Genomic DNA, 20,752 nt, shown 5'->3' on the forward strand with positions numbered 1-20,752 from the left:
AGACAGTTAATTAAAGAAGATTGTTCTATAGTCATATCTATTCCTAATAGCTTGATTTAAAATAGTTACTCCCTTAATTTTTATTATTTTACTTTTCCATATATGGTAACATAAGAACATATGAGAATTATTAACATATGGGAAGGAGCTAATCATCATGAGATATTTAACATCCGGTGAATCACATGGTCCACAACTTACTGTTATTATTGAAGGTGTTCCTGCAAATTTAGCGATCAACGCAGAAGATATTAATAAGGAAATGTTTAAACGTCAAGGCGGTTATGGAAGAGGACGTAGAATGCAAATAGAAAAAGATGCCGTACAAATTGTTTCTGGCGTTAGAAATGGCTATACATTGGGAAGTCCAATTACTATTGTCGTAACAAATGATGATTTCACTCATTGGCGCAATATCATGGGTGTAGAACCAATCACAGCAAAAGAACAACAAGAAATGAAGCGAACCATTACTAAACCGAGACCAGGTCATGCCGATTTAATTGGTGGTATGAAATATAATCATAGAGATTTGAGAAATGTCTTAGAGCGTTCTTCTGCAAGAGAAACAGCTGCACGCGTAGCTGTAGGTGCAGTATGTAAACTATTATTGGCACAGCTTGGTATAAATATGTACAGTCGTGTTGTAGAGATTGGTGGTATTAAAGACAAAGCTTTATACGATCCAAACACTTTCAAATCAAATATTGATAAAAATGATGTACGTGTGGTTGATGACAAGATTGCTCAAGCAATGCGCGATAAAATAGATGAAGCTAAACGAGAAGGGGACTCAATTGGCGGTGTTGTTCAAGTGATGGTTGAACATATGCCAGTTGGTGTTGGCAGTTATGTACAATACGATAGAAAATTAGATGGTCGTATTGCTCAAGGTGTTGTTAGTATTAATGCCTTTAAAGGTGTGAGTTTCGGTGAAGGATTTAAAGCTGCTGAAAAACCTGGAAGTGCGATTCAAGATGAAATTCATTACGATAAAAATAAAGGATATTATAGAGCTACAAATCATCTAGGTGGCTTTGAAGGTGGAATGACAAACGGTATGCCACTAATTATTAATGGTGTGATGAAACCTATTCCAACATTATATAAACCTTTAAATTCAGTAGATATTAATACGAAAGAGGACTTTAAAGCAACCATTGAACGTTCAGACAGTTGTGCTGTACCTGCCGCAAGTGTAGTTTGTGAACATGTCGTTGCCTTTGAAATAGCGAAAGCAATACTTGAAGAATTTCAATCTAACCACATGGAGCAACTTGTGTCACAAATCGAAGAACGTCGTCAATTAAATATTGAATTTTAGACAAGTTTAATCAATAAATAGAAGGTGTATTCAATGGAATTAACAACAACTTATGACACAAATAATTATCCCATTATTGTAGAACACGGTGCATTTCAATATCTATCAAGCGTCACAGATGACTATGATAAAATTTTCGTTATAGTTGATGAATATGTAGATTTTAACTTCAAAGCCAAAATTAATGATTATGTAACTGCGCAACATGCAATCAAAATTACCATTCCAGCAGGAGAACGTACCAAATCATTTGACCATTATCATCAAGTCATTGAACAAATACTTAGTTATCAACCAACGCGTGAAACATGTTTAGTTGCGATTGGTGGTGGTGCTACAGGAGATTTCACAGGATTTTTGGCAGCAACCTTATTAAGAGGAGTCCATTTTATTCAAGTGCCAACAACCATCTTGGCTCATGATTCAAGCGTTGGTGGTAAAGTAGGCATTAATTCTCAACATGGTAAGAATTTAATTGGAGCATTCCATCGCCCTAATGCTGTCGTCTATGACTTGGATTTTCTTCAAACATTGCCATATGAAGAAGTATTAAGTGGTTATACCGAAGTATATAAACATGCATTATTATCCAATACGTATGACTTTCAATCTATAGAAAACGCCTTTCCAAACCAATCAAAATTACAATCTTTAAAAGATATTGAGCATTTTATTTTTAAAGGCATTCAAACTAAACTTGAAATTATCACTGAGGATGAAAAAGAGCAAGGCAAACGAAAATTTTTAAACTTGGGTCATACTTTTGGTCACGCAATAGAATATCAATATAAAATCCCTCATGGTCACGCGATTATGTTCGGTATCATTTATCAATTTATAGTTGCTAATGAAATATTAAGATCAAACTTTAATATTAAACACTTTGTAGACTATGCAGAGAAATTACAATACCCAACGCAATTTATTTCAACAATGCAGTTTGATCAACTATATCATCTCATGTTAGGTGATAAGAAAAATAATGGTAAGGGTATTCAAATGGTATTACTTAAATCTATTGGACAACCGGTTGTTCAGCACGTAGATAAAGACATACTTCATAAGGCATTTAAAGATTTATTATCATATTATAAGTAGGTGATATAGCATGACACAAACTATTCATATTACAGGTCCACTCAAAGGTGAAATAATGGTTCCTGGTGATAAATCTATGACACATCGCGCTATTATGTTAGCTTCATTAGCATCTGGAAAAACAGCTATTTATCAACCGCTTTTAGGTGAAGATTGTTTGAGAACATTAAATATCTTCAAGTTACTTGGTGTAGATATTACCATTAAAGATGATAATGTTTATATCGATTCTCCTGGTTATAGGAACTTTAAGACACCTCATCAAGTACTATATACTGGTAATTCAGGTACAACAACAAGATTATTAGCAGGATTACTAAGTGGCGTTGGGATTCAAAGCGTTTTATCAGGTGATATTTCAATTGGAAAAAGACCTATGGATCGTATACTTAAACCCCTGCAATTAATGCAAGCTAATATTTCAAGTGTTGATAATAATTACACGCCACTCATTATTCAACCAGGAAATATTCATGGTATTCGATACGAGATGGAGGTTGCAAGTGCACAAGTTAAAAGTGCGATACTGCTTGCAAGTTTATTTGCCAATGATAGCACGACAGTTATAGAGAAAGAATTAAGTAGAAATCATACTGAAACAATGTTTAAACATTTTAATATTCCAATTACGATTGATGGTAAATCTATTACAGTACCAAAGAATGCTATTCAACATATTAAAGCACGTGATTTCACTGTACCTGGCGATATTTCATCAGCTGCTTTCTTTATTGTGGCAGCTTTAATTACACCTGGCAGTGATATTACAATTCATAACGTTGGCATTAATCCAACACGATCAGGTATTATAGATATCGCACTAAAAATGGGTGCGCACATTGAACTTTTAAATCAAACACAAGAGGCTGAACCTACTGCATCAATTCATGTTCAATATACACCAAATTTAAAACCAATTCATATTGATGGTGAGCTTGTGCCTAAATCGATTGATGAATTACCAATTATCGCGTTACTATGTACACAAGCAACAGGTACAAGCATTATTAAAGATGCTACAGAATTAAAAGTGAAAGAAACAAACCGTATTGATACAACTGCAGATATGCTAGGCTTATTAGGATTTGATATTCAACCCACTGCGGACGGCCTAATCATCCATCCATCATCATTGACAAGAGCTGCAGTAGTTGATAGCTTATCCGATCATCGTATTGGTATGATGTTAGCCATTGGATCATTACTTTCATCAGAACCACTTGAAATTAAACAGTTCGATGCTGTAAATGTTTCTTTTCCAGGTTTCTTATCAAAATTAAAGCAGTTAGAAAATGAGGGAGAATAACAAATGGAAGATATCTACAAATTGATAGACGATATCAATCTACAAAAAATAGACAATATAGATTCTCGTGTAAACGATGCATTAACATCTCCAAATGATGATGCTTTGTTTATCTTAGGCGAAACATTGTATAATTTTGGCCTCATGCCTCAAGGATTAGAAGTTTTTAGAACACTTTATCATAAATATCCCGATGAAAGTGAATTGCTGATTTATTTTATTGAGGGACTAATCGCTGAAAACCAAACAGATGAAGCGCTCGAATATTTAAGCCACGTTGAAACCTCAACAGAGAAATTAATGCTTGAAGCCGACCTTTATCAACAAATAAATATGTTAGAGGTCGCTATTGATAAATTAATAGAAGCTCGAGATCTCGAACCCAACGATCCAATTATACACTTTGCTTTGGCAGAAATATTGTATTATGACGGTCAGTATCTGCGCGCGACACATGAGTACCAAACAGTGTTAGACACTGGTGAATATGAAATTAATGGTATTAATTTATTTGCGCGTATGGCTGATTGTAGTTTACAAAGTGGTAATTATTCCGATGCCATCCGTTTATTTGATGAAATCAGCGATGAAGAAATGACGTCCGATGATTATTTTAAAAAAGCAATTGCGTATGAGAAAAATGATTTGTCATTAGAAGCCATTAAAATCATGACTACTTTGTTAACCAAAGATCCAGACTTTTTACAAGGTTATTATTACCTTCAACAGTTATATGAACATGAAAAGAATTATGCTGATGCAATAGAAATTGGTAAAGAAGGTCTACGATTAAGTCAATTTTATAAAGAGTTAATGGTTTCAACTGGTAGTATTGAAATAGAACATGGAGACGCTAATGAAGGTGTCGCATTACTCAAACAAGCTCTAGAAGTGGATAATGCTTATCACGAGCCATTACTATTATTAGCTGATTTATTCCGTTCTGAAGAAGATTATGAAGCGTTGATTAACCTCTTGCAATACGTAGACGAAGAAGATTTAGATCCCGTATTTACATGGCACCTTGCTTTTGCTTTTGGCCAAGAAGAACGCGATAAAGAGGCTCAGCATTTCTTTGAATTAGCCTATCCAACCCTTAAGACGCAGAGTGCATTTTTAAGTGATTATTATTACTATTTATTAGAAATTGGTGACAAAAATCATGCGCAACAAATTTTAAATCAACTGTTAGAATTAGATCCTAGCAATGAAATTTGGCACGAAGAAACCGCTAGACTTGAAAATTGATAAGAGGGGGTAATATAGTGCAGATGGATTCACTTACACAAATGAAACAAAGCTATATAGAATATGCTTTGTTTCATTATCATTTTAAATCACGTATAAGTGTTTGGTTACTTAACTATATTAAAGCATCTGATAAAATGCTTAGCCAAATTCATTTTGTTGTAGAAAAGATTCCATCTCACCCAACACTTGAGCTTTCACTTGTTGGTGCTGATGATGAAGCAATTCAGTATAAATATCATCATAACCACCTTATTAATTCTAATGAGATTTTTAATGTCATTATTTCTCACAATCTACACCATTTGATATCTTAATACATTTTCCACTTCACGTCGGACCGGATGCGAAATTAGAACAGCTTATTTTAGCACAAATAGTACAATCTGAGCGATACCAATCCTATTTACCTTATATTCATACCTTATCTTCAAATAGTACGTTACAACATCAATTTTTAAGTCAGCTGTATGAAAATATTGATTTAAGTTTATTGATGCATGACACAGAACGTTTTACGCAATTAACACATGTTCTAAATACGATTAAAGCTCAACACATGACTAATAACAATCTAGAGGATTAAATTATGCGCATTCGTGAAATTTGGGAACTATCCTTATATTATAAATCGTTTCTTTTATTGCTTTTGTTTTGCAATGTTTTAGGTACGTTATATGGCTATTACTGGTATGCTGAACAATTATCTTCAACAACATGGTATTTTTTACCATTTGTACCTGATAGTCCAACCACTTCGTTATTTTTATGTTTAACATTATATTGCTTCTTGAACAATAAACGTTGTAGTATTGTTGGTACTCTAGCTTTTTTAACATTGTTTAAATATGGTATTTGGGCTGTCAGCATGAACATTTTAATGTTTATTGAAAATCATGATATAACAATAAATGGTCTACTCCTGCTATTATCTCACGCCATAATGGCTATGGAAGCATGTTATATTTATCCACGACTACAACGTTCGTCTTTTGCAATAGCAGTTGGTTCATTATGGCTATTCATTAACGATGCGATAGACTATCTATTTGAGCAGTATCCTATATATGACTTTATCGCTATGCACCTTGTTCCAATTGCTGTATTTACAGTATGTTTAAGTTTCATGAGTATTCTGTTATATTATATATTTGGTTCCATATTAAAGTTTAAATTATTTGCTTAATGTGCGTGTTCTCAGTAAAATATTATCAAAGGGAGAGTGAGTTTAATGTCTTTAATGTCTTATATAATTTATATTGTCATCATTATGGCGATTCCTATGTGGGCACAACACAACGTAAAGTCAAATTATGAAAAATATTCACAAGTCAGATCTACAAGTGGTAAAACAGGACGTGAAGTCGCTGAAGAAATCCTGCATGCTAACGGTATTTATGATGTCGAAGTAGTACGAGGAGAAGGCTTTTTAACAGATCACTACGATCCAAAAAAGAAAGTCGTTTGTTTATCTCCAGCTAACTTTGATCGTCCATCTGTAGCTGGCACAGCAATTGCTGCGCACGAAGTTGGGCATGCAATTCAACATGCACAAGGTTATGCATTCTTACGCTTTAGAACAGCGTTAGTACCTTTTGCAAATATTGGTAGTTCACTAAGTTATATGCTTGTCTTATTAGGTATTGTATTAACAACACTTGGTAGTGCTTTTGGCTCAACAGCGTTATGGGTTGGTGCAGGATTAATGTCACTAGCCGTATTGTTTTCAATCGTTACTTTACCAGTAGAGTTTGATGCCAGCTCACGTGCTATGAAACAAATACAAAGCTTAAATATTGTAAATGAAAAAGAATATAAACATGCTAAAAAAGTTTTATCAGCCGCTGCGATGACATATGTGGCAGCTACTGCAACAGCTGTTGCTGAACTTGTAAGACTTATCCTTATTGCGCGTTCTAGTGATTAACAAGTAAATATAGCATTTAATGCTACAATTTTGAGATATTCGTATAGCCATATTCTTTAACAAGGTGCACAAGTTGTACCTTGTTTTTTATTTGTCATTGCACGACGAATGCATGTTCAGAAATTTTGATATATACTATATAAGACATAATTATTAAAGGAGAATGACAATGACTAAATCTATGAAAGAGATGCAAAAAGAAGTCGATGCATACATCAGTCAATTTAAAGCGGGATACTTTTCTCCTTTAGCCAACTTAGCACGCTTAACAGAAGAAGTTGGCGAATTAGCTAGAGAAATTAATCATTATTATGGTGAGAAACAAAAGAAAGATTCAGAAGAAGATAACACCGTAAAAGCCGAACTAGGGGACAATTTATTTGTACTTCTTTGCATCGCTAACTCTTTAAACATCGATATGACTGACAGCTTTAATGAAACGATGAAAAAGTTTAATACACGTGATAAAAACCGTTTTGAGCGCAAGTCTTGATGTAATAGGAAGGGAGGGGAGTTATGGCTAAATGAAAATTGGGATTACATGCTACCCATCAATGGGTGGCTCGGGAATTATTGCTACAGAACTCGGCATTAAGATGGCAGAACGTGGTCATGAAGTTCATTTTATTACTTCAAATCTACCATTTAGAATTAGAAAGCCTTTGCCAAACGTCACTTTTCATCAAGTTGAAGTTAATCAATACGCCGTATTTCAATATCCGCCTTATGATATCACTTTAAGTACAAAAATTGCGGAAGTTATTAAAGAGTATGATTTAGATATATTACACATGCATTACGCAGTTCCACATGCTGTTTGCGGCATACTTGCTCGCCAAATGTCTGGTAAAGATATAAAAATCATGACAACACTTCATGGCACAGATATCACAGTACTTGGTTATGACCACACATTAAAAGATGCTATAAAATTCGGAATCGAAGAAAGTGACATAGTGACAAGCGTCAGTCAGTCATTAGCTAAACAAACTAAAGATATTATTGAGACTGACAAAGATATCATTCCTATTTATAACTTTGTGCGTGAGGATGAATTTCCGACAAAACATGATGAGTCTCTAAAGAACATGTATGGTATTCTTCCTGAGGAGAGCGTACTTATTCATGTATCTAATTTTAGACGTGTTAAACGCATAGATACTATAATTGAGACTTTTGCAAAAGTACATCAATCCATACCAAGTAAGTTATTATTGTTGGGTGATGGCCCTGAACTCTGTGATATGCGTCAAAAAGCACGTGACCTTAATGTAGAAGATCATGTGTTATTTTTAGGAAAGCAAGATTGTGTGAGTGAATTTTATCAACTTGCAGATATTGTCTTACTTTTAAGTGAAAAGGAAAGTTTTGGGTTAAGCTTGTTGGAAGCGATGAAGACAGGCGTCGTACCGATTGGCTCAAACGTAGGAGGCATTAAAGAAGTTATCAAGCATGGAGAAACAGGTTATATCGTTGACGTTGGTGATAGTGCACAGGCTAGTGAATATGTGCTAGAACTATTAAATAATCCACAATTATATCAGACGATACAACACAATATGCTAAAGGATATTAAAGAACGTTTTGGCTCAGAACTTATTACTGACCAATATGAATATTATTACAATAAAATGTTACAGTAAAAGAGGTATCAGATGTCATATAGATTATTTGAACAAGCAAAACCTTTACTAACAAAAATTCAGCAACACGGTTACGAGGCTTATTTTGTAGGTGGATCAGTGCGTGACTATATTATGGGACGAGATATACATGATATTGATATCACAACAAGCGCTACACCTGATGAAATTGAAACAATATTTCAGCATACAATTCCTATTGGCAAAGCACATGGCACAATCAATGTTGTTTATGGACAGCATAATTATGAAGTAACTACATTTCGAGCAGAAGAAGAATATACAGACCATCGTCGCCCTAGTGAGGTAACGTTTGTCAGAAATTTGTATCAAGATGTTGAACGTCGTGATTTTACCATGAATGCCATTGCAATGGACAAATCTTATCAAATCTACGATTACTTTGGTGGACAAGCTGATATTAAGCAACACATTATCCGAACGGTAGGAGAGCCTCATGAGCGATTTGAAGAAGATGCTCTGCGAATATTACGTGGTCTCCGTTTCGAGGCTCAATTAGGCTTTACAATTGATACAACAACATTTCTTGCCATGCAACAACGTGTGGCAGATACAGCTTACTTATCTATAGAACGTATTATCGTTGAATTAAAAAAATTAATACAAGGGCATTATGTGTCATCCAGTTACAAGCATATGATTCAGCTAGGGTTGTTTAACCATATCCCATTCTTTGAATCTATAGATATGAACAAATTTATAGTAACAGAGCCTATGTCTTTCGAACTATGGATTGCATCATTGTTGTTTGCAACAAATAGTCAATTTTCTCTTACTTCTCTCAAAATAAGTAACAACGAGAAACAAAAGATTAAACAATTGCTATCTTTGCTTCAACTTTTGAATAAGATAAAATCAAAACAAGATTTACGTCTATTAGTATATGACTATGGCAGTCATTCTTTATTAGAAATCTTAAACCATCGTCAAATGTTTCAAGATCAGCATATAAAAGTAGGTAATCCTGTTATCATTAATCCTGAAGTGATTCACGATATATCACAATCACTTATTATAAATCAGCGTCAAGATATCGCAATAAGTGGTTATGATTTAATTAACTTCTTCAATAAAAAACGTGGTCCTTGGATTAAAACGGTATTAAGAATGATTGAAGTAGCAATTGTCAACAACAATGTGCAAAATAATAAAGAACAGATATTGAAGTGGGTGAAAAAACATGTCGAAATATAGTCAAAATGTGATTAATATGCTATATCAACATCACAACACATACATTTCAGGACAGCATATTGCCAATCAATTAAACATCTCACGTGCAGCTGTAAAGAAAATTATTGACCAATTAAAAGTCGAAGGTTGCAACATCGTATCGATTAATCACAAAGGACATCAGTTGAAATCGTTACCTGATCAATGGTATTTAGGCATTATTAAACCTATTGTCAACAAACATCAGATATTTGATCAAATAGAAGTTTATCGCACAGCCGATTCGACACAAATAATTGCTAAACAAATGTTAGTCAATAATTCTAAATCTTATCTAATATTGAGTGATGAACAAACAAAAGGACGTGGTCGCTTTAACCGAAATTGGAGTTCCTCTAAAGGGAAAGGCTTGTGGATGTCAGTTGTTTTAAGGCCTAATGTACCATTTGATATGATGCCTAAGTTCAACCTATTTATTGCTTTAGGTATTCGCGATGCTATTCAAGCATTTGCGAATGATGAGGTTAAAATAAAATGGCCAAATGATATTTATATCGGTGATAAAAAAGTTTGCGGCTTCTTAACTGAAATGGTTGCGAATTACGATGCTGTTGAAGCAATCATTTGTGGTATTGGCATTAATATGAATCATACTGAAGATGATTTTATAGAAGAAATTAAGTCCAGAGCAACGAGCATACGCCTCCATGCCACACATAAAATTAATCGCTATGCATTTTTTGATCAGCTTATCTCACAAATTGTTTATCGCTATCAACAGTTTCTTACACAGCCATTTAATACCATCCGTGATGAATATATCAAAGCATCTAACATTTGGCAGCGTCAAATAAAATTCACTGAAAATGGCACGCAATTTATGGGTAAAGCGGAAGATATAGATTATAACGGCTTTTTAATTGTCAGAGATAACCAAGGGAATATGCGCCGTTTAATGAGTGCAGATATTGAAATATAATCATGAGTTAAGGAGAGATAATCATGGGGCAAACAAGTTACGCCGTTGTTGACTTAGAAACGACCGGTAACCAGCTTGATTACGATGAAATTATTCAAATAGGTATCACATTCGTTCGTGGCCAAAAAATTGTAGGTACCTACCATTCAATGATTAACACTGATGTAGAAATCCCTCCATTTATACAAGCGCTCACTTCAATAGAAGAAGATATGTTAAAGCAAGCACCATATTTTCATGAAGTTGCAGAAGACGTCTATAAACAGCTTAAAGATTCTGTGTTTGTTGCGCACAATGTTTCTTTCGATTTAACTTTTATTAAAAAGGCATTTAAACGTAATCATATCCATTTTCAACCCAAAAAGGTGATTGATACTGTTGAATTATTTAAAATTGCTTTCCCTACAGATAAAAGTTATCAGCTGAGTGAATTGGCAGAGGCACACCATATTCCATTAGATAATGCGCACCGTGCCGATGAAGATGCAACAACAACTGCAAAATTAATGATTAAAGCATTTCAAAAGTTTGAAACATTACCGCTAGACACGTTAAAACAACTATATTATTTAAGCAAAAACTTAAAATATGACTTGTATCATATTTTGTTTGAAATGGTACGCCAATATAAAAACGCTTTGCCAGATAACAAATTTGACCGTTTTGAACAAATTATGTATAAAAAACAAATCGATTTAAAAGCACCAAAAACAGACTTTAATGGTTCTTTAAAAGACTTATATTCAAAAGTAGTGGCGCAATTAAAGTTAACTTATAGGCCACAACAATTATACTTATCTGAAATTATTCTTGATCAATTAATGCATAGTGATAAAGCCATGATAGAAGCACCACTAGGAAGTGGCAAGTCCTTAGCTTATTTGCTCGCAGCCTTAATGTATAACATTGAAACGGATAAACATGTCATGATTTCAACGAATACAAAGCTTTTACAGCATCAACTACTTTATAAAGATATCCCTGAACTCAATCAAGCATTAGAATTTAAAATTAATGCCTTATTGATTAAAAGCAAAAGTGAATATATTTCATTAGGATTAATCAGTCAAATATTGAAAGATGAAAATATCAATTATGAAGTAAGTATCTTGAAGATGAAACTGCTCATCTGGCTAACTGAGACTGAAACTGGCGACATACAAGAGCTTAATTTAAAAGGCGGTCAAAAGATGTACTTTGACCAAAAAAATGAAACATATGTTCCAGAAAAAAACAATGTTCATTTTTATAATTATATTAAACGCAATGCACAAAACATTCAAATTGGTGTAACAAATCATGCACACCTCATTCATTCTGACCACGAAAATTCTATTTATGAATTATTTGACGATTGTATTATAGATGAAGCGCACCGTCTTCCTGACTATGCTTTAAATCAAGTCACTAACGAATTGAACTATGCAGATATAAAATATCAACTTGGCTTAATCGGTAAAAATGAAAATGAAAAATTATTGAAAGCTATTGATCACTTAGAACAACAACGTATTCTAGAAAAATTAGACATCCCACCCATTGATGTTTTTGGCTTGAAATCTCATATAACTGATATTCATGAATTAAATGAACGCTTATTTACTACAATGTTTGATATTATACACAGCAGTGAAACACACGATGATGACACTCATCGATACCATTATGTCTATGATTTTGATACACAATCCATTTTGAATGATTTACATCAAGTCATTACAAAAGTTAATAAAACATTGGAATTCTTTAATGGTATGAGTCATAAAACTGTTAAATCATTTAGAAAACAACTCCTATATCTTAATGAACGCTACAAGGCAATTGAAAACAGTTTATTAGAACATCACACGACGTTTATTGCCATAAAAAATTTACAGCAAAAATCGACCATTCGTTTATTTATTAAAGATTATAATGTCAAAGACGTTTTAACCTCACAAATTTTAGATAAATTTAAATCTTTAACTTTTATATCTGGTACTTTAACATTTAACCATTCGTTTGATGCCTTTAAAAATTGGTTTACCGAAACTGTCTCATTTAATACATTTGAAGTTCAAAATCCAATGCCACAACTTAAAAATACAAATGTGTTTATACCTACTGATGTAGAACCTTATAACTATTTAAGCATTGAAGATTATGTTTCTTCAATCGTGCAATATTTAGAAGTTTATACACAAAAAACGCAATCAAAATGTCTCATTCTATTTACCAGCTATAAAATGATGCACATGGTACAAGAACTTATCAATGACTTACCATCATTTGAAGATTATATCGTCTTGACACAACAACAAAATCAAAATTATAAAATTGTGCAGCAATTCAATAGTTTTGATAAAGCAATACTTTTAGGCACATCAACATTTTTTGAAGGTTTTGATTTTCAATCAAATGGCATTAAATGTGTCATGATTGCTAAATTACCATTTATGAATAAATATAATACAAAATATTGGCTGATGGATTCAGAGTTCAAATCTACATTTAAAGAATATGTATTACCTGATGCAGTTACACGATTTAGACAAGGATTAGGACGTTTAATTCGTAACGAAGAAGATCAAGGTTTAATCATTTCATTTGATGACAGATTAATTCATAGTAACTATAAAAATTTCTTTTCTCAAGTACTTGTAGATTATCGTCAGAATAAAGGTGATATCCAGCAATTCAATAAATTACTCAATAAGATTAAATAAGCTTGAAACACTAGTAAAAATAAAATATGGACAACTAGAACTTACATAGTGCTTTTGTTAAAATGAAAGAGTATTAATAAACAGAAATACACAATAGGAGACGAGTTATGAAGACAACAATTAAGCAAGCAAAACAACATCTTAACCAAGAAGTAACAATTGGAGCTTGGTTAACAAACAAACGTTCAAGTGGTAAAATTGCATTTTTACAACTTCGAGATGGTACTGGTTTTATGCAAGGTGTCGTGGTTAAGTCTGCCGTAGATGAAGAGACTTTCCAACTTGCTAAAGATATTACACAAGAATCTTCACTTTATGTTACAGGTACAATATCTGAAGATAATCGTTCTGATATCGGCTATGAAATGCAAGTCACATCAATTCAAGTAATTCACGAAGCACATGATTACCCAATTACTCCCAAAAATCATGGAACAGAATTTCTAATGGACCACCGTCATTTATGGCTGCGTTCAAAAAAACAACATGCTGTTATGAAAATTAGAAATGAAATTATTAGAGCTACCTATGAATTTTTTGATACGCACGGCTATACTAAAATTGATCCACCTATTTTAACGGCAAGTGCACCTGAAGGCACAAGTGAGTTATTCCATACAAAATACTTTGATCAAGATGCGTTTTTATCTCAAAGTGGTCAATTATATCTTGAAGCTGCGGCTATGGCTCATAGAAATGTTTTTTCATTTGGTCCAACGTTCCGTGCTGAAAAGTCTAAAACACGTCGTCATTTAATTGAATTTTGGATGATTGAAGCAGAAATGGCTTTTACAACGCATGCTGAAAGTTTAGAGGTTCAAGAGCAATATGTTGCGCATGTGGTCCAATCCGTATTAGAAAATTGTACTTTAGAATTGAAATTATTAGATAGAGATACTTCAAAATTAGAAAAGGTAGCTACACCATTTCCTCGTATTACCTATGATGATGCGATTGATTATCTCAAAGAACAAGGATTTGATGATATCGAATGGGGCGATGATTTCGGTGCACCGCATGAGACAGCTATTGCTAATCATTATGACTTGCCAGTGTTTATCATAAATTATCCAACATCAATTAAACCATTTTATATGCAACCAAATCCAGACAATAACAATACTGTGCTTTGTGCCGATTTAATCGCGCCAGAAGGTTATGGTGAAATTATAGGTGGTTCAGAACGTATTAACAATTTAGAATTGCTTGAAGAACGCATCAAGCAATATCACTTAGATGAGGAAAGCTATAGTTACTACTTAGATTTGCGTCGCTATGGTAGCGTTCCACATAGTGGTTTTGGTTTAGGTTTAGAAAGAACAGTTGCGTGGATATCAGGTGTTGAACATGTTCGAGAAACATCACCATTCCCACGCTTACTAAATAGACTTTATCCATAACATTTACATGTTTATTAAGTAAGAAATGATAAGCTTATTGATTAGGCATAAACAATTTTAACGCTAAACTGATTGCCTATTAATGCTCGCAATCTACAACTTTAGAATTTTGGTTAGGGGAGTGGGATAACAAACTGTCTCACTCCCATTTTATAGAAACTAAATATATTGAGGTGATAATATATGGATATCTTTCAACTCAAGACAAGACCAGTCGTATTAAGAAGAGAATTATTTGATCATTATAGTGAATTAGGTATGGATGAACAAGATTTGGTTATTCTTATTAAATTAATTTATGCTGCAGAAACTTCTAATAAACAGCCCTCAATAGAAGCCTTAAGAAAAGGATCGACACTAGATTCTAGAGAAATCACCACAATTATACAACATCTTATCCAATTAGATTTATTGGAATTAAATGTGAATAAAGATGAAGAAGGTAAATTTACCGAATATATGAACTTGGATCCGTTTTATACTAAATTATTATCCTTGCTCAAGCAACAAGAACTTAAGAGTCAAAATAAGCAAGAAGACAATCAATTCCAACAGTTATTCACTTTGATAGAACAAATATTTGCTAGACCGTTATCACCCTATGAAATTGAAACGTTAAATCAGTGGATTGATGTGGATCATCACGACATTAGTATCATCCAAGCAGCTTTGGATGAAGCAGTGGGGCAAAATAAGCTTAGTTTTAAATATATGGATCGAATACTGCTTAATTGGAAGAAAAATAATGTAAAAACAATCGATGATACAAATAAAATTCGTGAACAGTTTCATAAGCCTAAAATGAAACATACAGTTAAAGAAGTCCCTAAATTTGACTGGTTAAATGGAGAGAACTTAGATGATAAGTAAAAAGAAAGCGCTAAAAATGATCGATATTATCGCTGATATGTTTCCAAATGCAGAATGCGAACTAAGGCATAATAATGCATTCGAACTGACAATTGCAGTTCTTTTGTCAGCCCAATGTACGGATAACTTAGTAAATAAAGTAACCGCTACATTATTCACTAAATATAAAACACCTGAAGATTATCTAGCTGTACCATTAGAAGAATTAGAACAAGATATCCGTTCTATTGGTTTATATCGTAATAAAGCAAAAAATATCAAAAAATTATGTACCTCACTACTTGAAAAATTTAATGGTCAAATTCCCCAAACTCATGCAGAACTAGAAAGTTTAGCAGGAGTTGGACGTAAAACGGCAAATGTGGTGATGAGTGTAGCATTCGGAGAACCAGCTTTAGCCGTCGACACCCATGTCGAACGTGTCTCAAAACGCTTAGGTATCAATAGATGGAAAGATAATGTGCGACAAGTAGAAGATAGGTTATGCTCAATAATCCCAAGGGACCGCTGGAATAAAAGCCATCATCAATTAATATTTTTCGGCCGTTATCATTGTATTGCAAGAAAACCAAAATGTGACATATGCCCATTGTTTGATGATTGTAGAGAAGGACAAAAACGATATAAACTTAAATTAAAGAAAGCGTGATTTCAGATGATAGAAAAGCAAGATTTTGAAGTATTAGAACAACAACTTGAACAATTTGCAGCTACCAGAAATTTAAATTCAGCTGAAGCCAAACCAGTAGTTGATGCATATTTTCAACTGTTAATAGATTACTTCAAACAAATCAATCAAATTTCTGCAATTGATTTTGAATCACTCTCACTTTATCCTATCGTTCCAATGAATTTCTACGAACGCTATCAATATCTATTAACTAGAAAATACCATTTTATGGGTTACAGACAAATGAAAACATTAAAAAGCGAATTAATAAAAATGGCTGCAAGCTATCAAACAAGATTGAAATTCCGTAAATCATAAATGTGCATTAAATAATAAAAAATTCCCTCTAAAGCATCTCTTAAATAATTAAGAAAGCTTTAGAGGGAATTTCATTTATGACGAATTTATTATCGTCCGAAAACTGAGCTTAAACCACCTGTGCTGCTTGAGTTGTTTCTTGCTCCACTTGATGTGTTTGAATTACTTGAACGATTTGAACTTGAAGTACTGTCGCTAGAACCGCTACTTCCATAAACTTTTCGTCCTGTTGTATTATTATCAGGGTGATTAGCTACTGATAATGATTCTTTATTACTACCACTTACAGAGTCAGGTTTACTAAAGTCTGAACCGTCTCTTGGTGAAATATCAGACATCACTTCTTCTAGTAAATATTGTGGATATTCTTGTTCAGAATGACCAACAAATGAATTTGTACCATATTGTTTAACTTCTTTAAAGCCCATCCACACTGACATACTGTATTTTGGAGTGAAACCATTAATCCATACATCTTTAGCTGCACTATCCGGTAAATTATATTTTTGATAAACTTCTTCACCATATGTTCCAGTACCAGTTTTCGCTGCAATATTAACGCCAGAAACACCATGTCCATATGCTGAACCATATGCTGAAAACGTACCTTTAAGCATTTCAGCCAACATGTAAGCCGTATAGTCTTTCATTGCTTTATGACTAGAATGATCATATTCAATTGTTTCGCCGTCTGCAGTCACAACTTTTTGAATAGAATGTGCATTATTGTATGTTCCTCCATTTGCAATTGACGCAAATGCTGAAGCTAATTGAGTAGGTGAGAATTCTGATGAAGAACCACCTAGTACTTCAGACGGACCAATTTCATTCTTGTAATCAAGTCCAACTTTTGATGCAAATTTCTTCGGTGCATTGTTACCAGCTTGAGAACGTGTTGCTTGCCATGTTTTTAAAGCTGGTATATTGAAACTTTGTCGAATAGCATCATACATTGATACTGTTCCATGACCTTTTTGATCGTAATTTCTAAATGTAGAACCTTCAACTTGATAACTAGATTCATCTTGAATAGCATGATTTGTAGCCCATTGCATATTTTCAATTGCTGGACCATATGCTAAGAATGGTTTTAATGATGAACCAGTAGGGTGAGGGTCAGTAGCTTGGTTTCGATCGACGACATCTCTGAAATTACGTCCACCTGAAATAGCAACTAATCCGCCAGTTTTGCTGTCTACAATTGAAGAACCAACTTGCTGATCATCATTTTTGTAGAAGTTACCGTTGTCTATACGATTTTGTAATGTTTTTTGGACATCTTTATCCATGTTTGTATAGATTTTGATTCCGCTTTGTAAAACATCACCAAGATTTTGATTTTTAAACTTATCATTATTCATAAGTTCAGATTTTACAAAGTTAACATAAGAATCGTAATCCGTATCTTGATTTTTCGTACCAGTTTGACGTTCTTTTGTACTACGTTGAACGAGATTATCTTTTAAAGATGTTTTCTTCGCTTGTTCCCATTCTTTTTTACTAATGCGATTGTGATAATGCATTAAATAAAGAACTGTATCCTTACGATTTTCTGCTTCTTTTGGATGATCATAAATGTTATAAACATTTGGAACTTGTGGTAAACCAGCTAAATATGCTTCTTCAGCTAAATTTAAATCTTTTAAGTCTTTATTGAAATAATATTTAGCTGCAGCTTTAATACCATATACACCATCAGAATAGTAAATCTTATTTAGATACATTTGGAAAATGTCATCTTTACTATACTCTTGCTCTAACCGATATGAAAGGTATGCTTCCTGTGCTTTACGACCAATAGATTTCTCTTCTGATAAAAATGATCGTTTGACAACTTGTTGGGTCAATGTTGAAGCACCTTGTGAACCAAAGCCACCAGTCAAGTTTTTACCTACGGCCCCAAATAAACGTTTATAATCAAGTGCACCGTGTTCATAAAAACGATTATCTTCAGTTGCTAAAACTGCATTTCTCATGTTTTTCGGTACATTCTTCAAATCAACATGCTCTCGTCTAGCACCATTGTCGAGTGTTTTAACTAATTTGCCATTTTTATCATAGATTTTAGCAGGCGCAGGATCTTGTAATTTCGATTCTGTAAATGCGGGTGCTTTCCATGCATAATAAGCAAAAAGTAAAATACCTAATAGTGCGAGAATGATAAAGGCAATAAACATAAAACCTATAATCTTAATAATCGTTCTCTTCACACTTTTATTCTGTTTTTGTTTGGATTTTCCATTATTACCTTTCTTAGGTTGAGAAGATCCTTGCTTTTCCGTCATACGCGGTCCTCACTTTCATCTAATATCAACTTATCAACAGCTTTGAGGTAATCTAATCTAGGTTGATACTGATAAGGAATATGGTAACCATTTTTTCGTATTTCTTCAACTGTTATCGACTTTTTAACATCCGCTTTGTACCTTTTCCAGAAATATTCAAACTTAGAATAGGGAAGAAGATACACTTCATCAAGTACTTTAAATCGCATAATTAAGAACACAATACCGCGCTGGACATGTGCTTTTTGCATATGCGCAACTTGATGATCATGAATGTTGTTTAATGGGAAAGACGTTTTATTTTTCGTTTCCTTTGCCTCAAAATCGATATAATGACTTCGATAAACACCATTATAGTCAGTTGTTGAAGGCGTACGAAAGTAAGCTTCATTTATAACTGCTTTACTTCGTTTCGGATAATGAACATTCACAATTTGCACTGGTGTAGGTTTCTTGTGAATAACAGCTATATCTTTGTCTAAATAATAAGAATTAGATAATTCTATATCTTTTTCCAAAGACATTCCGCGCCCACCATATTCTATATTACCTGAAATAGTGGCATCATTGCGTCCGACCTTAGTCTTATTTGAATTAAATGGTTTCCCGTTTGGATAATTCATTACTTTCACCACCAGTTTGGTTATAAACCCTTCTTATTATACATGAGGCATTTTAATGTTCCAAACTTTTATATGAGAATAATGTATAAAATATCAATCTATACATTAACCACTTCATTTTAACGTTTATTGCCAATTAACACAATATTTCAGTTAATTTAGTTAATGATGTGTCATAAATAACACTGAAAAAGATACTAAAATGACGTCACTGTGTAATTATGTTAAATTTATTTATAGGAGGCCTAAATGCAACAATATATTAATCAATTAAATGATGAATTAAAATATATAAAATCTACCTATAATAAAGTTAAAAAATCACAGTGCAATTATGATTTTGACCGTTATGTAAAGCCTTATGCCACGCAAATAGATTCTCTTCTTACACAGTTTTCCTATTATAAAGATGACATCGTAACATTACCTTATTTAAATGAATATAAATGGCAGATATTTTTACAAATGGTGAAAGAATTATCAGTTGAATGTCATTATTATAGAACAAGTCGCAAACTTTTTAATGAGAAATTTAAAAATGTGACTTATGTTTTAAATTACATGGCATCACAACTTGAAATTGGGGAATAATATGGTAAAAACAATTTATATAACTGGTTATAAATCATTTGAGTTGAATATTTTTAAAGATGACGCTCCGGAAGTTTATTATTTAAAACAATTTATACGTCATAAATTAATAAATTATCTTGATGAAGGACTAGAATGGGTGTTAATTCAAGGTCAAATGGGTATAGAACTGTGGACAGCTCAAGTTGTTATTGAGTTGAAAGCACAATATCCCGAACTAAAATTAGCGATTATCACACCATTTGAAGGTCATACGCAACGCTGGAATGAGCAAAATCAATTAGTCTATAACCAACTGGTAGCCAAAGCAGATTATGTGGATAGTATTTATCATAGTCAATATAAGGGGGCTTTTCAGTTTAAACAGGCTGACCGCTTTATGCTGGAACATTCTGATTTGACGCTACTTATTTATGATGAAGAGCAAGAGGGGAGTCCCAAGTTTTTTAAAGCGATGTTAGTTGATTTTATGTCTAAAACAAACTATACTTGTGATATTGTGACGTTTGATGAATTACAAGATTTCATTAATGATTTACAGTGGGCTGAAGATTAAAGTTTTGAAAAATGA

21 protein-coding genes are annotated in these 20,752 nt (G+C 33.2%); 19 read left to right on the forward strand and 2 right to left on the reverse strand.

All coding sequences use genetic code 11. From position 1 onward, the window contains the following. Positions 1–157: 157 nt before the first annotated feature. From aroC to HMPREF2864_RS01760, 17 genes are all read left to right on the forward strand, one after another. Positions 158–1,324 carry a chorismate synthase gene (gene aroC / locus HMPREF2864_RS01685; protein ID WP_002459083.1) on the forward strand — a complete coding sequence of 389 codons (1,167 nt, stop codon included), beginning with the start codon at positions 158–160 and terminating at the stop codon, positions 1,322–1,324. 33 nt (positions 1,325–1,357) lie between these two features. Then, complete coding sequence (gene aroB / locus HMPREF2864_RS01690) at positions 1,358–2,422, forward strand: 3-dehydroquinate synthase (protein WP_070544829.1); 1,065 nt, start codon at positions 1,358–1,360, stop codon at positions 2,420–2,422. A 10-nt stretch (positions 2,423–2,432) separates the two neighbouring features. Further along, positions 2,433–3,728, forward strand: coding sequence for a 3-phosphoshikimate 1-carboxyvinyltransferase (gene aroA, locus HMPREF2864_RS01695; RefSeq protein WP_070544830.1), 1,296 nt, complete (start codon positions 2,433–2,435; stop codon positions 3,726–3,728). A 3-nt stretch (positions 3,729–3,731) separates the two neighbouring features. After that, positions 3,732–4,976 (forward strand): tetratricopeptide repeat protein, encoded by a 1,245-nt coding sequence (locus HMPREF2864_RS01700; RefSeq protein ID WP_070544831.1) that lies wholly within the window; start codon positions 3,732–3,734, stop codon positions 4,974–4,976. A 23-nt stretch (positions 4,977–4,999) separates the two neighbouring features. Further along, positions 5,000–5,293, forward strand: a complete 294-nt coding sequence (locus HMPREF2864_RS12255; RefSeq protein ID WP_256277698.1) for a YpiB family protein — start codon at positions 5,000–5,002, stop codon at positions 5,291–5,293. A 161-nt stretch (positions 5,294–5,454) separates the two neighbouring features. Beyond that, entirely contained in the window at positions 5,455–5,562 is a 108-nt protein-coding gene (locus HMPREF2864_RS12260; protein WP_256277700.1) for a hypothetical protein, read from the forward strand. Positions 5,563–5,565: 3 nt separating this feature from the next. Next, the gene (locus tag HMPREF2864_RS01710; protein ID WP_070544832.1) at positions 5,566–6,162 is read left to right on the forward strand and encodes a DUF1405 domain-containing protein; all 597 of its coding nucleotides are present in this window, start codon (positions 5,566–5,568) and stop codon (positions 6,160–6,162) included. A gap of 45 nt (positions 6,163–6,207) precedes the next feature. Beyond that, positions 6,208–6,903: a zinc metallopeptidase gene (locus HMPREF2864_RS01715; RefSeq protein WP_002459089.1), complete on the forward strand. Its 696-nt coding sequence runs from the start codon at positions 6,208–6,210 to the stop codon at positions 6,901–6,903. 169 nt (positions 6,904–7,072) lie between these two features. Next, positions 7,073–7,396, forward strand: coding sequence for a nucleotide pyrophosphohydrolase (locus tag HMPREF2864_RS01720; protein WP_002478181.1), 324 nt, complete (start codon positions 7,073–7,075; stop codon positions 7,394–7,396). Positions 7,397–7,427: 31 nt separating this feature from the next. Further along, the gene (gene bshA, locus HMPREF2864_RS01725) at positions 7,428–8,546 is read left to right on the forward strand and encodes an N-acetyl-alpha-D-glucosaminyl L-malate synthase BshA (RefSeq protein ID WP_070544833.1); all 1,119 of its coding nucleotides are present in this window, start codon (positions 7,428–7,430) and stop codon (positions 8,544–8,546) included. 12 nt (positions 8,547–8,558) lie between these two features. Then, entirely contained in the window at positions 8,559–9,761 is a 1,203-nt protein-coding gene (locus HMPREF2864_RS01730; protein ID WP_002459092.1) for a CCA tRNA nucleotidyltransferase, read from the forward strand. After that, the gene (locus HMPREF2864_RS01735; RefSeq protein WP_070544834.1) at positions 9,748–10,719 is read left to right on the forward strand and encodes a biotin--[acetyl-CoA-carboxylase] ligase; all 972 of its coding nucleotides are present in this window, start codon (positions 9,748–9,750) and stop codon (positions 10,717–10,719) included. The genes HMPREF2864_RS01730 and HMPREF2864_RS01735 overlap by 14 nt, the downstream gene beginning before the upstream one ends. A 23-nt stretch (positions 10,720–10,742) precedes the next feature. Next, a complete protein-coding gene (locus HMPREF2864_RS01740; RefSeq protein WP_070544835.1) occupies positions 10,743–13,424 on the forward strand; it encodes a helicase C-terminal domain-containing protein in 2,682 nt (893 codons plus the stop codon). A 107-nt stretch (positions 13,425–13,531) separates the two neighbouring features. Then, positions 13,532–14,824 carry an asparagine--tRNA ligase gene (gene asnS, locus HMPREF2864_RS01745; RefSeq protein WP_002459095.1) on the forward strand — a complete coding sequence of 431 codons (1,293 nt, stop codon included), beginning with the start codon at positions 13,532–13,534 and terminating at the stop codon, positions 14,822–14,824. A 183-nt stretch (positions 14,825–15,007) separates the two neighbouring features. Then, on the forward strand, positions 15,008–15,694 hold the full coding sequence (locus HMPREF2864_RS01750) for a DnaD domain-containing protein (protein ID WP_002459096.1): 687 nt from the start codon (positions 15,008–15,010) through the stop codon (positions 15,692–15,694). Then, the gene (gene nth, locus HMPREF2864_RS01755) at positions 15,684–16,343 is read left to right on the forward strand and encodes an endonuclease III (RefSeq protein ID WP_002478185.1); all 660 of its coding nucleotides are present in this window, start codon (positions 15,684–15,686) and stop codon (positions 16,341–16,343) included. The genes HMPREF2864_RS01750 and nth overlap by 11 nt, the downstream gene beginning before the upstream one ends. 6 nt (positions 16,344–16,349) lie before the next feature. Then, positions 16,350–16,682 carry a YpoC family protein gene (locus tag HMPREF2864_RS01760; RefSeq protein WP_002459098.1) on the forward strand — a complete coding sequence of 111 codons (333 nt, stop codon included), beginning with the start codon at positions 16,350–16,352 and terminating at the stop codon, positions 16,680–16,682. 89 nt (positions 16,683–16,771) lie between these two features. On the opposite strand, the gene HMPREF2864_RS01765 is transcribed toward HMPREF2864_RS01760, so the two are convergent. Together HMPREF2864_RS01765 and recU are read right to left on the reverse strand one after the other, a co-directional pair. Beyond that, positions 16,772–18,967, reverse strand: coding sequence for a transglycosylase domain-containing protein (locus HMPREF2864_RS01765; protein ID WP_002459099.1), 2,196 nt, complete (start codon positions 18,965–18,967; stop codon positions 16,772–16,774). Next, entirely contained in the window at positions 18,964–19,590 is a 627-nt protein-coding gene (gene recU, locus HMPREF2864_RS01770) for a Holliday junction resolvase RecU (protein WP_002459100.1), read from the reverse strand. Before recU ends, HMPREF2864_RS01765 begins: the two co-directional genes overlap by 4 nt. Positions 19,591–19,839: 249 nt before the next feature. Here recU and HMPREF2864_RS01775 point away from each other — a divergent pair, with 249 nt between their 5' ends. After that, positions 19,840–20,181: a DUF1798 family protein gene (locus HMPREF2864_RS01775; RefSeq protein WP_002478186.1), complete on the forward strand. Its 342-nt coding sequence runs from the start codon at positions 19,840–19,842 to the stop codon at positions 20,179–20,181. 1 nt (position 20,182) lies between these two features. Next, the gene (locus tag HMPREF2864_RS01780) at positions 20,183–20,737 is read left to right on the forward strand and encodes an SLOG family protein (RefSeq protein ID WP_002459102.1); all 555 of its coding nucleotides are present in this window, start codon (positions 20,183–20,185) and stop codon (positions 20,735–20,737) included. Positions 20,738–20,752 lie beyond the last annotated feature (15 nt).

The sequence above is a fragment of the Staphylococcus sp. HMSC059F04 genome (assembly GCF_001812565.1).
Classification (GTDB): Bacteria; Bacillota; Bacilli; order Staphylococcales; family Staphylococcaceae; genus Staphylococcus; species Staphylococcus lugdunensis.

What these genes read in the sequence shown, in the direction of transcription:
- aroC (WP_002459083.1), top strand. Translation starts at nt 158, where the DNA reads ATGAGATATTTAACATCCGGTGAATCACATGGTCCACAACTTACTGTT.
- aroB (WP_070544829.1), top strand. Translation starts at nt 1,358, where the DNA reads ATGGAATTAACAACAACTTATGACACAAATAATTATCCCATTATTGTA.
- aroA (WP_070544830.1), top strand. Translation starts at nt 2,433, where the DNA reads ATGACACAAACTATTCATATTACAGGTCCACTCAAAGGTGAAATAATG.
- HMPREF2864_RS01700 (WP_070544831.1), top strand. Translation starts at nt 3,732, where the DNA reads ATGGAAGATATCTACAAATTGATAGACGATATCAATCTACAAAAAATA.
- HMPREF2864_RS12255 (WP_256277698.1), top strand. Translation starts at nt 5,000, where the DNA reads ATGGATTCACTTACACAAATGAAACAAAGCTATATAGAATATGCTTTG.
- HMPREF2864_RS01710 (WP_070544832.1), top strand. Translation starts at nt 5,566, where the DNA reads ATGCGCATTCGTGAAATTTGGGAACTATCCTTATATTATAAATCGTTT.
- HMPREF2864_RS01715 (WP_002459089.1), top strand. Translation starts at nt 6,208, where the DNA reads ATGTCTTTAATGTCTTATATAATTTATATTGTCATCATTATGGCGATT.
- HMPREF2864_RS01720 (WP_002478181.1), top strand. Translation starts at nt 7,073, where the DNA reads ATGACTAAATCTATGAAAGAGATGCAAAAAGAAGTCGATGCATACATC.
- bshA (WP_070544833.1), top strand. Translation starts at nt 7,428, where the DNA reads ATGAAAATTGGGATTACATGCTACCCATCAATGGGTGGCTCGGGAATT.
- HMPREF2864_RS01730 (WP_002459092.1), top strand. Translation starts at nt 8,559, where the DNA reads ATGTCATATAGATTATTTGAACAAGCAAAACCTTTACTAACAAAAATT.
- HMPREF2864_RS01735 (WP_070544834.1), top strand. Translation starts at nt 9,748, where the DNA reads ATGTCGAAATATAGTCAAAATGTGATTAATATGCTATATCAACATCAC.
- HMPREF2864_RS01740 (WP_070544835.1), top strand. Translation starts at nt 10,743, where the DNA reads ATGGGGCAAACAAGTTACGCCGTTGTTGACTTAGAAACGACCGGTAAC.
- asnS (WP_002459095.1), top strand. Translation starts at nt 13,532, where the DNA reads ATGAAGACAACAATTAAGCAAGCAAAACAACATCTTAACCAAGAAGTA.
- HMPREF2864_RS01750 (WP_002459096.1), top strand. Translation starts at nt 15,008, where the DNA reads ATGGATATCTTTCAACTCAAGACAAGACCAGTCGTATTAAGAAGAGAA.
- nth (WP_002478185.1), top strand. Translation starts at nt 15,684, where the DNA reads ATGATAAGTAAAAAGAAAGCGCTAAAAATGATCGATATTATCGCTGAT.
- HMPREF2864_RS01760 (WP_002459098.1), top strand. Translation starts at nt 16,350, where the DNA reads ATGATAGAAAAGCAAGATTTTGAAGTATTAGAACAACAACTTGAACAA.
- HMPREF2864_RS01765 (WP_002459099.1), bottom strand. Translation starts at nt 18,967, where the DNA reads ATGACGGAAAAGCAAGGATCTTCTCAACCTAAGAAAGGTAATAATGGA.
- recU (WP_002459100.1), bottom strand. Translation starts at nt 19,590, where the DNA reads ATGAATTATCCAAACGGGAAACCATTTAATTCAAATAAGACTAAGGTC.
- HMPREF2864_RS01775 (WP_002478186.1), top strand. Translation starts at nt 19,840, where the DNA reads ATGCAACAATATATTAATCAATTAAATGATGAATTAAAATATATAAAA.
- HMPREF2864_RS01780 (WP_002459102.1), top strand. Translation starts at nt 20,183, where the DNA reads ATGGTAAAAACAATTTATATAACTGGTTATAAATCATTTGAGTTGAAT.